The 12,387-nt window shown below is 67.2% G+C and carries 12 protein-coding genes; 6 read left to right on the top strand and 6 right to left on the bottom strand.

Translation table 11 applies throughout. The annotated features are described in order from the left end of the window. Positions 1-136: 136 nt before the first annotated feature. Complete coding sequence (locus tag PEM_RS15035; protein ID WP_111128231.1) at positions 137-541, bottom strand: hypothetical protein; 405 nt, start codon at positions 539-541, stop codon at positions 137-139. Between the two features lie 165 nt (positions 542-706). On the opposite strand from PEM_RS15035, the gene PEM_RS15030 reads away from it, so the two are divergent. Then, positions 707-2,737: a M3 family metallopeptidase gene (locus PEM_RS15030; protein ID WP_119706121.1), complete on the top strand. Its 2,031-nt coding sequence runs from the start codon at positions 707-709 to the stop codon at positions 2,735-2,737. 102 nt (positions 2,738-2,839) lie between these two features. Here PEM_RS15030 and PEM_RS15025 read toward each other — a convergent pair whose 3' ends face one another. The 3 genes from PEM_RS15025 to PEM_RS15015 form a co-directional block, all read right to left on the bottom strand. Continuing rightward, the gene (locus PEM_RS15025; RefSeq protein WP_111128234.1) at positions 2,840-3,643 is read right to left on the bottom strand and encodes an SDR family oxidoreductase; all 804 of its coding nucleotides are present in this window, start codon (positions 3,641-3,643) and stop codon (positions 2,840-2,842) included. Beyond that, positions 3,640-4,206 carry a DUF1415 domain-containing protein gene (locus PEM_RS15020; RefSeq protein WP_033834530.1) on the bottom strand — a complete coding sequence of 189 codons (567 nt, stop codon included), beginning with the start codon at positions 4,204-4,206 and terminating at the stop codon, positions 3,640-3,642. The genes PEM_RS15025 and PEM_RS15020 overlap by 4 nt, the downstream gene beginning before the upstream one ends. Before the next feature lie 100 nt (positions 4,207-4,306). Next, positions 4,307-4,789, bottom strand: coding sequence for a YajQ family cyclic di-GMP-binding protein (locus PEM_RS15015; RefSeq protein ID WP_005419468.1), 483 nt, complete (start codon positions 4,787-4,789; stop codon positions 4,307-4,309). Positions 4,790-4,932: 143 nt separating this feature from the next. Here PEM_RS15015 and PEM_RS15010 point away from each other — a divergent pair, with 143 nt between their 5' ends. The 3 genes from PEM_RS15010 (at position 4,933) to PEM_RS15000 (ending at position 7,702) form a co-directional block, all read left to right on the top strand. After that, a complete protein-coding gene (locus PEM_RS15010) occupies positions 4,933-5,829 on the top strand; it encodes a DMT family transporter (RefSeq protein ID WP_019660712.1) in 897 nt (298 codons plus the stop codon). A 179-nt stretch (positions 5,830-6,008) separates the two neighbouring features. After that, on the top strand, positions 6,009-7,016 hold the full coding sequence (locus PEM_RS15005; RefSeq protein WP_033834529.1) for a methionine ABC transporter ATP-binding protein: 1,008 nt from the start codon (positions 6,009-6,011) through the stop codon (positions 7,014-7,016). Then, positions 7,013-7,702 carry a methionine ABC transporter permease gene (locus PEM_RS15000; RefSeq protein ID WP_005419463.1) on the top strand — a complete coding sequence of 230 codons (690 nt, stop codon included), beginning with the start codon at positions 7,013-7,015 and terminating at the stop codon, positions 7,700-7,702. Before PEM_RS15005 ends, PEM_RS15000 begins: the two co-directional genes overlap by 4 nt. A 93-nt stretch (positions 7,703-7,795) precedes the next feature. On the opposite strand, the gene PEM_RS14995 is transcribed toward PEM_RS15000, so the two are convergent. Beyond that, entirely contained in the window at positions 7,796-8,395 is a 600-nt protein-coding gene (locus PEM_RS14995) for a lipocalin family protein (protein WP_005419460.1), read from the bottom strand. 128 nt (positions 8,396-8,523) lie between these two features. Here PEM_RS14995 and PEM_RS14990 point away from each other — a divergent pair, with 128 nt between their 5' ends. Together PEM_RS14990 and PEM_RS14985 are read left to right on the top strand one after the other, a co-directional pair. Continuing rightward, positions 8,524-8,823, top strand: coding sequence for a hypothetical protein (locus PEM_RS14990; protein ID WP_005419459.1), 300 nt, complete (start codon positions 8,524-8,526; stop codon positions 8,821-8,823). A gap of 69 nt (positions 8,824-8,892) precedes the next feature. Continuing rightward, positions 8,893-10,989: a prolyl oligopeptidase family serine peptidase gene (locus tag PEM_RS14985; RefSeq protein ID WP_111128236.1), complete on the top strand. Its 2,097-nt coding sequence runs from the start codon at positions 8,893-8,895 to the stop codon at positions 10,987-10,989. A 128-nt stretch (positions 10,990-11,117) separates the two neighbouring features. Here the strand turns inward: PEM_RS14985 and PEM_RS14980 are convergent, their stop codons facing one another. Next, on the bottom strand, positions 11,118-12,311 hold the full coding sequence (locus tag PEM_RS14980; protein WP_111128237.1) for a pyridoxal phosphate-dependent aminotransferase: 1,194 nt from the start codon (positions 12,309-12,311) through the stop codon (positions 11,118-11,120). Between the last annotated feature and the right edge of the window lie 76 nt (positions 12,312-12,387).

Here is a 12,387-nt window from a genome sequence, read left to right as displayed (position 1 = left end):
GGCAGCCAGCCGCCTATTTCCAGAATCCCGCTGAACAACGTGGTGGGTTTACACAGTTAGTCGACTGCTCTACGTTCAGGTCGCGAAAATCCCGCGCTGCGCGCGAAAGTCGACTCTACCCGGTCGCCGGGGCGTCTCAATATCCCGCCGCGGTGAAGGCGTCGAGCACCGCGTCGCGCAGTGCATCGGGCAACGCCTCGATGTCCATCGCACGGTCATCCAGGTGCAGGGTGGGATCCAGGATGCTGGCGCGGCCCTGGGCCAATGCCTGCAACCACAGCAACACGCAGATCGCGAACTCGCGCTCATGGCCCAGCTGCAGCTGGCTGGCGCCGCGCTCGACTACTTCGAACGGGTACCACTCCTGGCTTTCATTGAACGTGCCGCCCTGCTGCAGCACCGCCTGCAACTGCTGCAGGTGGCGCGGGGCGTCGTCGCCGGCATCGCACAGCGCGGCGATCCAGGCCAGTTCGGCCGCGCTGGCAGACAGTGCCAGCGACCGCGCCGGTGAGGCGGATGCAACTGCAGCCAGACCTTCCATGTGGGGCCTCGTTCGGTACGTGCCGCTGCGGACTCCCCCGCACCCAGAGCTTCGGGGGGCGCGCGTAAGGCCGATGTGAATGCCGTGCCCCCTTGTCAGCGATGCCTGGCAGCGCCATATCTACCGGGCTGCCCGCCTGCCGGGCCCGTACTCTGGAGACCTGCCGTGACCGTTGCCAACCCCCTGCTCGATTTTTCCGGCCTGCCGCGCTTCGAGGCGATCCGCCCCGAGCACGTGGCGCCGGCGCTGGATGTGCTGCTGGCCGAGGCCGAAGCCGCCGTCAGCGCAGCCGAGCAGGTGCAGCCGGTCACCTGGCAGACCTTCGTGACCCCGCTGGACGATGCCACCGAGCGCCTGTGGCGCGCCTGGGGCCTGGTCGGCCACCTGCAGGGCGTGGTCAACACCCCGGAGCTGCGCGAGGCCTACAACAGCAACCTGCCGCGGGTGACCCGCTTCGCCAGTGTGCTGGGGCAGAACCTGGCGCTTTACCGCCAGTACCAGGCGCTGGCCGCCAGCCCGGAGGCGGCGCATTTCGATGAAGCCCAGCGCAAGGTGCTGGACAACACCCTGCGCGACTTCCGCCTGGGCGGCGCCGAGCTGGCGCCCGAGGCGCAGCAGCGTTTTGCTGCGATCAAGGAAGAACTGTCGGCGCTGTCGGCGAAGTTCTCGCAGAACGTGCTCGACGCTACCGATGCCTGGTCGCTGATCATCGAAGACGAAGCGCGGCTGAAGGGCCTGCCGGAAGACGTGAAGGCCGCCGCGCATGCCGCAGCACAGAAGGACGGCAAGGCCGGCTGGAAACTGACCCTGCAGATGCCGTGCTACCTGCCGGTGCAGACCTGGGGCGAGGACCGCGACCTTCGCGAGATCCTGTACCGCGCCAGCGCCCAGCGTGCGTCCGAATTCGGCGATGACGCACTGGACAACAGCGGCAACATCGACCGCATCCTTGCCCTGCGCGCCGAACTGGCTGCGTTGCTCGGCTTCGATTCGTACGGCCATTACTCGGTGGCGACCAAGATGGCGCAGGACCCGGCCGAAGTGCTCGGTTTCCTGCGTGACCTGGCCGCGCGCGCCAAGCCGTTCGCCGCCAGGGACCGCGCCGAGCTGGAGCAGTTCGCGCGCGAACAGCTCGGCATCGACAGCCTGCAGGCCTGGGACCTGGCCTTCGCCGCCGACCGCCTGAAGCAGGCGCGTTACAGCTATTCCGAGCAGGAGGTGAAGCAGTATTTCACCGAGCCGAAGGTACTGGGCGGTCTGTTCTCGGTGATCGAGCAGCTGTACGGCCTGCGCGTGCATGAGGACAGCGCGCCGGTGTGGCACGAGGATGTGCGCTTCTTCCGGTTGGTCGATGCGCAGGGTGCGCTGGTTGGCCAGTTCTACCTGGACCTGTACGCCCGCGAGGGCAAGCGCGGCGGGGCGTGGATGGATGATTGCCGCAACCGTCGCGTGCGCACCGACGGCAGCGTGCAGACGCCGCTGGTTTACCTGGTGTGCAACTTCGGCCGCGGTGCCAACGGCAAGCCGGCCACCTTCAGCCACAACGAAGTGACCACGCTGTTCCATGAGATGGGCCACGGCCTGCACCAGCTGCTGACCCGCATCGGCGAACTGGGCGTCGCCGGCATCAACGGCGTGGAATGGGATGCGGTGGAGCTGCCCAGCCAGTTCATGGAGAACTTCTGCTGGGAATGGGATCACCTGCAGGCGATGACCGCGCACGTGGACAGCGGCGAGCCGCTGCCGCGCGGGCTGTACGAGCGCATGCTGGCCGCGCGCAACTTCCACAGCGGCATGGCCACCGTCCGCCAGCTGGAGTTCGGCCTGTTCGACATGCTGCTGCACAGCCAGTTCGAACCAGCGCAGGACAGCGTGCTGGCACTGTTGGACCGCGTGCGCGCGGAAGTGGCGGTGAACCACCCGCCGGCCTGGAACCGCTTCCCGCACCAGTTCAGCCACATCTTTGCGGGCGGTTACGCCGCGGGTTACTACAGCTACAAGTGGGCCGAGGTACTCAGCGCCGACGCCTATGCCGCTTTCGAGGAAGCGCCGCAGGCACTGGCTGAAACCGGCGCACGCTTCCGTGATGAGATCCTGTCGCGCGGTGGCAGCCGCCCGGCGGCGGACAACTTCAAGGCCTTCCGCGGCCGTGCTCCGCAGATCGATGCGCTGCTTCGCCACTCGGGCATGGCGTAAGGCGTCGGGTAGGTGCCAACCTTGGTTGGCACTTCACCGCCATCCACGCATGGCGTGGTTCTACCGGAATGCTGGCCAGCGGCCGGCACTACCGGTGGCGGGTCATTCGGCGTAGATCATCTTCCGGGTCATGCCGCCGTCGACGATGAAATCCTGGCCGGTGCTGAAACCGGACAGTGATGACAGCAGGTATACGGCCAACGCACCGATGTCCTCCGGCTGGCCGACGCGGCCGACCGGGTGTTGCGCATGGTCGGTGGCCGAATACTCCGGTGCGTGTCGCCGTGAGGGTGCCTGCCACTCGCAGGTGCCGATCCAGCCGGGACTGATGCTGTTCACCCGCACCGCCGGGCCGCTGCTGATCGCCAGCGCATGGGTGAAGGCCACCAGCCCGCCCTTGGCTGCGGCATAGGCTTCGCTGTGTGCTTCGGATTGCCAGGCGCGGGTCGAGGCGATGTTGATGATCGCACCGGCGGCGCTGGCGGTCAGCGCCGGCAACGTATGCTTGCTGCACAGGAACGCGCCGTGCAGCGAAGACAGCCGGCGCTGCCACTCGTCCCAGTCCATGTCCTGCAGCAGCGTGCCGTGCGGGCTGGCAATTCCCGCGTTGTTGACCAGCCCGTCGATGCGGCCGAAACGCTGCAGGGCCACGGCGATGAAGGCGCGCACGCTGGCTTCGTCGGTGATATCCAGGCGCTGGAACACGGCATCCTCACCACGCTGCCATTCCGCCAGGCACGCCTCGCCGGCCTCCATGTCGAGGTCGCCGATCAGCACGCGGCCACCGGCGCCGAGCACGGCCTGCGCGATGCCACGGCCGATGCCGTTGGCACCGCCGGTGACCAGCACCACCTTGCCCGACAGCGGCGCGGCCGGCCAAGCGGCAATCGGCGGTACCGTGCTCACGACAGGTCTTCGCCACGCAGGCGGCGATGCCAGCCGTCCACGCCGATGCGGTCCAGGGTCTGGATGTTGCGCTCGACGATCACGTCCGGATCCGGATAGACGTCCACCGCGCGCGCCACGCTGTCTTCGCGCAGCAGGTGCAGGGTGGGGAAGGGCGCGCGGTTGGTGTAGTTGCTGGCGTCGTCGGCAGCCACGCCCTCGAACTGGTAATCCGGATGGAAGCTGGCCACCTGCAGGATGCCCTGCAGGTCCAGCGCCTCGATCGCCGCGTCGGCGTTGTCGAGGAAGTCGTTGTAGTCGAGGAAATCGGTCAGCACCTGCGGATGCACGATCAGCGTGGTATCGATCTGCTCGGCCGGCGTATCGCGCAGCAGGACCAGTTCCTCGGCCAGCTGCTCAACCAGGGCTTCCGTCGTGGTCGCATCGCTGAGCACGATGCGGACCTGATCCTTCACGTAGACCGCCTTGGCGAACGGGCACAGGTTCAGGCCGATGACGATGCGTTCCAGCCACAGGCGGGTGGCGGCGATCGGGTCCTCGGTGGGCAGTTGGGCGTCGGTCATGGCGGGCACGTCGGCTGGCGGGGCGGACATTGTAGGCGCGTCGCTGGCAACGCGCCGTCGTACCGCAGGTACCGGCGCCGGGCCATGCCCGGCGGGCAGATCAATCGCGGAAATTGTTGAACTGCAGCGGCAACTCGAACTTGCCGGCCTTGAGCACGGCGATGGCGTCCTGCAGGTCGTCGCGCTTCTTGCCCTGCACGCGCAGCTTGTCGCCATTGATCTGGCTTTCAACCTTCAGCTTGGCTTCCTTCAGCGCAGCGGCGATCTTCTTGGCGATCTTCTGCTCGATGCCCTGCTTGACGGTGATCTTCTGCCGGGCCTGGGCCAGGTTGGTCTCGATGTCGCCGAATTCGAGGCTGAGCACATCGATGCCGCGCGCGGCCAGGCGTGCACGCAGGATGTCGTTCATCTGCTTGAGCTGGAATTCGGTCGGCGCGAACTGGTTGATCACATCGCCATCGCGTTCGAACTTGGCATCCACGCCCTTGAAATCGAAGCGGGTGGCCAGTTCGCGGTTGGCCTGGTCGATGGCGTTGGTCAGTTCGTGGGTGTCGACTTCGGACACGACGTCGAAGGAAGGCATGGGCGATGCTCCGCAGGATTCAGTGGCAGCCATTCTATCGCGAGGGCCCCATGCCCGCCGTTTGCAGAACCGAGCTCACGCTCGGCTGCTTTTTGAAGAGCGGCCAAGCTCTACAGAATGCGACGACCGGGCGATAATGGGCCATGAACGTGCAACGCTCCCCCTCTCGCGCGGTGGCCTGGATGGTCGCTGCGGTCGCCTGCTTCTCGCTGATGGATGCTGGCATGAAGCAGCTGTCGGCCAGCTACCCCACCCTGGAAGTAACCTTCCTGCGCGGCGCGGCCTCGTTGCCGTTCGTGCTGGTCTGGGTGCTGGCCAGCGCCGGGCCACGTTCGCTGGTGCCGCGCCGCTGGGGGCTGCACCTGCTGCGTGGTGCGCTGGGCATGGCGATGATCGGCTGCTTCGTGTTCGCCCTGCGCGACCTGCCGCTGTCCACTGCCTACACCATCTATTTCGTTGCCCCGCTGCTGATCGCCGCATTGTCGGTGCCGCTGCTGGGCGAGCGGGTCGGGCCACGGCGCTGGGTCGCCATCGGGATTGGCCTGGTCGGTGTACTGGTGGTGCTGCGGCCGGGCGTCGATGGCTTCATCTCGGTGCCGGGGCTGATGGTGCTGGCCGCGGCCACCGCCTATGCCGTAGCCGCGATCACGGTCAGCCTGTTGACCCGCACCGATACCTCGCAGTCGATGGTGGTCTGGTTCCTGGTGATCATGGCCATCGGTGCCGGGCTGCTGGCCCTTCCCGGCTGGGTGCCACTGCAGCTGGCACATGCGCCGCTGATCGGTGGCATGGGCCTGGCCGGGGCGCTGGGCCAGATCGCCCTGACCAGGGCCTTCCAGCTGGGCGAGGCCTCGATGATCGCGCCGTTGGAGTACAGCGGGCTGGTCTGGGTGATCGGTTGGGACCTGGCCTTCTGGGGCCAGCTGCCCGATGGCTATACCTGGGTGGGCGCGGCGATCATCGTGGCTTCGGGGCTTTACCTGCTGCACCGCGAGCGGGTCAACCGGCAGGAACCACCGAAGCCGCTGGATCATCCCTGAACCGGTTTGGCCGGGAAGCGGGGTCAGAGCCCCTGCGGGGATCCGACCCCGGAACCCGCGCCGGAGCAGGTACGTTAGAACCAAAAGGAATAACATTCTGGCCCATGGCGCGGGCGCGCGACCGCCTGCGCTGGTAGGCTGCACGCCCCCTTCCGTCACCCAGCCGGTGAGCCACGCCCGTGATCGAGTTCCAGCGCCTGCACAAATCCTATGCCGTTGCCGGCCGCGAGATCAGCGCGCTGCAACCGTTGGACCTGACCATCGAGGCCGGTGAGGTTTTCGGCATCATCGGCCATTCCGGCGCCGGCAAGTCGACCCTGATCCGCATGATCAACCGCCTGGAAGAACCCAGCGGTGGCCGGCTGCTGATTGGTGGTGAGGATGTCACCGCGCTGGACGCGGACGGCCTGCGCGCGCTGCGCCGGCGCATCGGCATGATCTTTCAGCATTTCAATCTGCTGTCGTCGCGCACGGTGGCGGGCAATGTCGCCTTTCCGCTGGAACTGGCCGGCACGCCGAAGACGGAGATCGACGCGCGCGTGGCCGAGCTGCTGCAGACCGTGGGCCTGGAAGCGCATGCGCAGAAGTATCCGGCGCAGCTGTCCGGTGGCCAGAAGCAGCGCGTCGGTATCGCCCGCGCGCTGGCGACCCGTCCACAGATCCTGCTGTGCGACGAGGCCACCAGTGCGCTCGATCCGCAGACCACCGCTTCGGTGCTGTCGCTGCTGTCAAAGATCAATCGCGAGCTCGGCCTGACCATTGTGCTGATCACCCACGAGATGGACGTGATCCGCCGTGTCTGCGACCGCGTTGCGGTGCTCGATGCCGGCCAGATGGTCGAAACCGGTCCGGTCACCCGGGTGTTCCTGCACCCGCAGCATCCGACCACCCGCCGTTTCGTCAGTGAGTCGGAGCATGTGGACGAGGGGGCGCTGCACCGTGATTTCGATGCCGTTGGCGGCCGTATCGTGCGCCTGACCTTCCTCGGTGGCGACACCTACGAACCCCTGCTCGGCAGTGTCGCGCGGCAGACCGGGGTCGACTACAACATCCTGTCCGGCCGCATCGACCGGATCAAGGACACCCCGTATGGCCAGCTGGTGGTCGCCCTGGTGGGCGGTGACCAGTCCGCCGCGCAGGCCGCGTTCGTGGCCGCCGGCGTGCATGTTGAGGAACTTCGTCGATGATCGTCGCTACTGCTGAAGGCTTCTTCCGCCACCTGGATGCGGATAAGTGGGTGGATATCGGCAAGGCCACCATCGAGACGCTGCTGATGATGGCCGGCTCGCTGCCGCTGACCCTGGCCATCGGCCTGCCGATGGGCGTGCTGCTGTACGTGTTCGGTGCGCCGCAGATGAAGCGCCGGCCGTTTGCCTATGGCGTACTGGCGATCGTGGTGAACCTGCTGCGTTCGGTGCCCTTCATCATCCTGATGGTGGTGCTGATTCCGGTCTCGCTGTGGCTGATGGGCCAGTCGATCGGCGTGCTTGGCACGCTGCCGGCGCTGGTGATCGGTGCCGCGCCGTTCTATGCGCGCCTGGTCGAGACCGCGCTGCGCGAAGTGGACCGCGGCGTGGTCGAGGCCGCGCAGTCGATGGGCGCGACGACCTGGCAGCTGGTCACCCGGGTGCTGCTGCCCGAAGCGCGGCCGGGCCTGATTGCCGCCGCCACGGTCACCACCGTTGCCCTGGTCGGCTTCACCGCCATGGGCGGCGCGATCGGTTCCGGCGGCCTGGGCGACCTGGCGCTGCGCGAAGGCTACCAGCGCAACCGCACCGACGTGGCCCTGGTCACCGTGGTGGTGCTGCTGGTCCTGGTGCAGCTGCTGCAGATGCTCGGCGACCGCCTGGTCGCGCATTACAGCCGCAAGTAACCGCTACGCCTGCTGGTAGCCGGCCAGCGGCCGGCTCTACCCCAATGCCTGGAAACGGTAGTGCCGGCCGCTGGCCGGCAATTCCACGTGCGGTCAACGCGCGTTCGGTACTTCGTAGCCCAGCTTGCCGACCTGTTCCGGATGCTGCGGCACGCGCTTGAGCTTGTCGGTGTTCACGCCGTACTCGTCGCGCAGGCGCTCGGCCAGCTCCTTGTACAGCGCTTTGTCCATGTCCGGCGTGCGCGAGAAGATCCAGGCCATCTCGCGGCCCGGGTAGCCGATCAGTGCCCACGAATAATCCGGGGCGACGTCCAGCACCCGGGAGTGGGTCGGCACCACGCGGTAGAACCAGGTGCGCCAGCCGTGGTTGCCGCTGTCCGGGTCGACGCTGGCGCGTGCACGGATCTCCTGCAGGGGTTCGCCGAAGCCGTCGCGGTAGCGGTAGGTGATGCCGACCTTGTGCTCGTCGCGCAACTCGTACTCGTTGACGCTGGCGACGTGCCCGCGTTCGATGAAGTTCGGCACGCGGCCGATCACGTACCAGGTGCCCATGAAGCGCTTGAGGTCGATCGGGGCATCCGGATCGGCGCGCGGGACGCTGGCACGGGGTGATGGCGGCTCACCGACCGCCATGGCGGGGCCCGCCAGGGACAGGGCCAGCAACACGGCGCAGAGCGGGCGGATCGAAGTCATGCGGGAGCGGGCTCAGGAGGGCTTTGCCTGAGCATGGTCGACTGAGCGTGCGCGATCCGTCAATGGTGTCGCAATCTGTGAGAAGGGGCTTGCCCAAGCTGTGTTGCATTGTCTACCGGAGAAGGCCCATGAACACACGTTCCGTCCGTCACCCTGCAACTGAACGCATCATCGAACGCGCCGACCCGCGCCTGCTGCGTGGCGTGCGGCAACTGGCGCTGGCCGGACTGGCGCTGGTACTGGTCTGGCCAGCGGCACGTGGCAGCAGCGCGTGGTTGGGCTGGCTGCCGATGTGGCTGATCGGCATGCCGCTCGCGGCCTGGTGGGCGCTGCTGCGCTTCCCGCTGCCGCGCCTGTCGGGGCTGCCGAAGGTGCGGCGTACCGGTGGACAGGCGCGTCGCCGGCGCGGCCCGGCGGTCACGGCCTGACCTTCGACACGGGGGAGGCCGCGGCATTCCGTGCTAGCGTTCCACGGCTTATGACTGCCTGGAGCTGCAATGTCACGACTCGCTTCCGCCTGCCTGCTGGCCGGCATGATGACCGCTGCCTCGGTGGGGACCGCCGTGGCCGCTGAGGATACCGACCGCTACGCCTGGCTGGAGGACGTCACCGGCGACAAGCCGCTGTCCTGGGTCAAGGAACAGAATGCCAAGTCCGAGGCGCGCCTGGCGCAGACCCCGGCCTTCAAGCAGATGGAGACCCGCATCCGCGAGGTGCTCGACTCCGATGCCAAGATTCCGGGCGTGCAGAAGATCGGCGACTACTACTACAACTTCTGGAAGGACCAGCAGCACGAGCGCGGCCTGTGGCGGCGCACCACGCTGGCCGAGTACCGCAAGGCGTCGCCGCAGTGGGAGACCGTGCTGGACCTGGATGCACTGAACAAGGCCGAGGGTGAGAACTGGGTCTGGCACGGCGCCGATTGCCTGCGCCCGGACTACAGCCGTTGCCTGATCGCGCTGTCGCGCGGCGGCGCCGACGCCGACGTCACCCGCGAGTTCGACCTGGCCAACAAGACCTGGATCAAGGACGGCTTCTTCCGCCCGGAGTCGAAGGGGGGCCTCAACTGGGTCGATCGCGACACCGTGTTCGTCTACACCGATTTCGGTGCCGGCACGATGACCACGTCCGGCTATCCGCGCGTGGCCAAGCTGTGGAAGCGCGGCACGCCGATGGCCTCGGCCACGACGGTGTACGAAGGCAAGCCGGAAGACATGTACATCGCGGCGATGCACGATGACACCCCGGGCTTCGAGCGCAACCTGGTCAGCCGCACGCTGGCGTTCTACAACAACGAGCTCTACCTGCGTGGCGACGACGGCACGCTGACCAAGATCGACGCGCCGAACTCGGCCGAGAAGGGCCTGCACAAGCAGTGGCTGACCCTGGAACTGCGCGATCCGTGGACCGTGGGCGGCAAGACCTATGCGTCCGGTTCGCTGCTGGCGACGAAGCTGGACGACTTCCTGGCCGGCAAGCGCGACTTCGAGGTGCTGTTCACCCCGACCGCGACCACCTCGCTGGCCAGCGCCACCTGGACCAGGAGCCACCTGGTGCTGAACGTGCTGGACGACGTCAAGAACCGCCTGTCGGTGCTGACCCCGGGCGCCAACGGCTGGCAGACGAGCCGCTTCGTCGGCGCACCTGCCTTCGGCACGCTGGGCGTGGCTGCAGTGGACAGCAATGACAGCGACGCGGTGTGGCTGACCGCCACCGACTACCTGACCCCGACCACGCTGGCGCTGGCCGAGATCGGCCAGGCCCCGGAAACACTGAAGACCATGCCGGCCTTCTTCGACGCCAAGGGCAAGGTGATCGAGCAGCACTTCGCCACCAGCAAGGACGGCACCCGCGTGCCGTACTTCGTGGTGCACGACAGGGCGATGAAGCTCGATGGCTCCAATCCGACGCTGCTGTACGGCTACGGTGGCTTCGAGATCTCGCTGACCCCGGGCTATTCCGGTGGCATGGGCCGCGCCTGGCTGGAGAAGGGCGGCGTGTACGTGGTGGCCAACATCCGTGGTGGCGGCGAGTACGGCCCGCGCTGGCACCAGGCGGCGCTGAAGCAGAACCGCCACAAGGCCTACGAAGACATGGCCGCGGTGGCGCGGGACCTGGTCAAGCGCAAGATCACCAGCGCCAAGCACCTGGGCGTGCAGGGCGGCAGCAACGGTGGCCTGCTGACCGGCAACATGCTGACCCAGTACCCGGAGCTGTTCGGTGCGGTGGTGGTGCAGGTGCCGTTGCTGGACATGAAGCGCTACAGCCACCTGTTGGCGGGTGCCTCGTGGATGGCCGAGTACGGCAACCCGGATACCAGTGACTGGGAGTTCATCAAGACCTTCTCACCGTACCACCTGTTCAACGCGAAGAAGAACTACCCGCCGGTGCTGTTCACCACCTCGACCCGCGACGACCGCGTGCACCCGGGCCATGCCCGCAAGATGGCGGCGAAGATGATCGACGCCGGCAAGGACGTGACCTACTACGAGAACATCGAAGGGGGTCACGGCGGCGCCGCCAACAACGCGCAGGCCGCACACATGTCGGCGCTGGCCTACAGCTTCCTGTGGGAGCGGTTGGGCGGTAAGTAAGCAGATAGGCAGAACGGAAAACGCCGCCCCCCGGGCGGCGTTTTTCTTTATCCGGTAGTGCCGGCCGCTGGCCGGCAACCGCATCATTCACGCATTCCCGGGTTGCCGGCCAACGGCCGGCACTACCGTCAACGTGGTCCCTGCCAACGCTTCAATCCGCGCGCAATCCGCGCCACCGCCTCCTGCAACCGCGGTACCTCCTGGGTATAGGCCAGGCGCACGTGCTGGTTGGCACGATGGAAGCCGAAATCCAGGCCCGGGGTGAACGCCACGTGCTCGGTTTCCAGGAAATGCGCGCAGAATGCCTGCGCGTCGTCGGTGAATGCACTGACGTCGGCGTACAGGTAGAACGCGCCCTGTGGCTCGACTTCGATACGGAAGCCCAGCTCACGCAGTGCGGGCAGCAGGAAGTCGCGACGCTGGCGGAACGCGTCGCGGCGCTGCTCGAAGATCGCCATGGATTCCTCGCTGAAGCAGGCGAGCGCGGCGTGCTGAGCGATGCTCGAGGCGCTGATGTACAGGTTCTGCGCCAGCTTCTCCAGATCCGGTACTGCGGACGGCGGCGCCACCAGCCAGCCCAGCCGCCAGCCGGTCATGCCGAAATACTTGGAGAAGCTGTTCAGCACGAACGCGCTGTCATCCACCTGCAGCACGCTGGGCGCATCCAGGCCATAGGTCAGGCCGTGATAGATCTCGTCCACCACCAGGTGGCCGCCCCGCGCGTGCAGGGTCTGCGACAGTGCAGCCAGTTCGTCGGCGGAGAGCACCGTGCCGGTCGGGTTGGCCGGTGAGGCAACCAGCGCGCCGACGCTGTCGGCATTCCAGTGCTGTTCCACCAGGGACGGCGTGAGCTGGTACGCAGTGTCCGGGCCGACCGGCACCAGCTGTGCGCCGCCTTCGACGAGGCGCAGGAAGTGGCGGTTGCAGGGGTAGCCGGGGTCGGCCAGCAGCCAGTGGCGGCCGGGATCGACCAGCAGGCTGCTGGCCAGCAGCAGCGCACCGGACCCACCCGGGGTGACCAGGATGCGTTCAGGATCGATGTCCAGACCGTAGTGGCTGCGATAGAAACCGCTGATCGCCTGGCGCAGGGCCGGCAGGCCACGTGCGGCGGTGTAGCGGGTATGGCCGGCGGCCAGTGCGGCCTGGCCGGCCCGCACGACCGGTTCGGCCGTAGTGAAGTCCGGTTCGCCGATTTCCAGGTGGATCACATCGTGGCCGGCCTGTTCCAGTGCCTGCGCGCGGGCCAGCAGGGACATCACATGGAACGGGGCGATTTCATGGCTGCGCCGGCTGTAGCCCGGCGTGTGGGGCAGGGTACTCATGTGCCCATGGTACGCCGGCCGGCACGACCCATGACGATCCGCAGGGTTGCCGCATTGCGGGGATTGGGGTCAGATC

The organism is Stenotrophomonas sp. Pemsol (genome assembly GCF_003586545.1).
GTDB lineage: Bacteria > Pseudomonadota > Gammaproteobacteria > Xanthomonadales > Xanthomonadaceae > Stenotrophomonas > Stenotrophomonas sepilia.
The sequence above is the reverse complement of the archived record's forward strand: the minus strand, read 5'-3'. Positions and strand labels throughout refer to the sequence as shown.

What these genes read in the sequence shown, in the direction of transcription:
- PEM_RS14995 (WP_005419460.1), bottom strand. Translation starts at nt 8,395, where the DNA reads ATGACTTCGATCCGCCCGCTCTGCGCCGTGTTGCTGGCCCTGTCCCTG.
- PEM_RS15000 (WP_005419463.1), top strand. Translation starts at nt 7,013, where the DNA reads ATGATCGTCGCTACTGCTGAAGGCTTCTTCCGCCACCTGGATGCGGAT.
- PEM_RS14980 (WP_111128237.1), bottom strand. Translation starts at nt 12,311, where the DNA reads ATGAGTACCCTGCCCCACACGCCGGGCTACAGCCGGCGCAGCCATGAA.
- PEM_RS15015 (WP_005419468.1), bottom strand. Translation starts at nt 4,789, where the DNA reads ATGCCTTCCTTCGACGTCGTGTCCGAAGTCGACACCCACGAACTGACC.
- PEM_RS15035 (WP_111128231.1), bottom strand. Translation starts at nt 541, where the DNA reads ATGGAAGGTCTGGCTGCAGTTGCATCCGCCTCACCGGCGCGGTCGCTG.
- PEM_RS14985 (WP_111128236.1), top strand. Translation starts at nt 8,893, where the DNA reads ATGTCACGACTCGCTTCCGCCTGCCTGCTGGCCGGCATGATGACCGCT.
- PEM_RS15020 (WP_033834530.1), bottom strand. Translation starts at nt 4,206, where the DNA reads ATGACCGACGCCCAACTGCCCACCGAGGACCCGATCGCCGCCACCCGC.
- PEM_RS15010 (WP_019660712.1), top strand. Translation starts at nt 4,933, where the DNA reads ATGAACGTGCAACGCTCCCCCTCTCGCGCGGTGGCCTGGATGGTCGCT.
- PEM_RS14990 (WP_005419459.1), top strand. Translation starts at nt 8,524, where the DNA reads ATGAACACACGTTCCGTCCGTCACCCTGCAACTGAACGCATCATCGAA.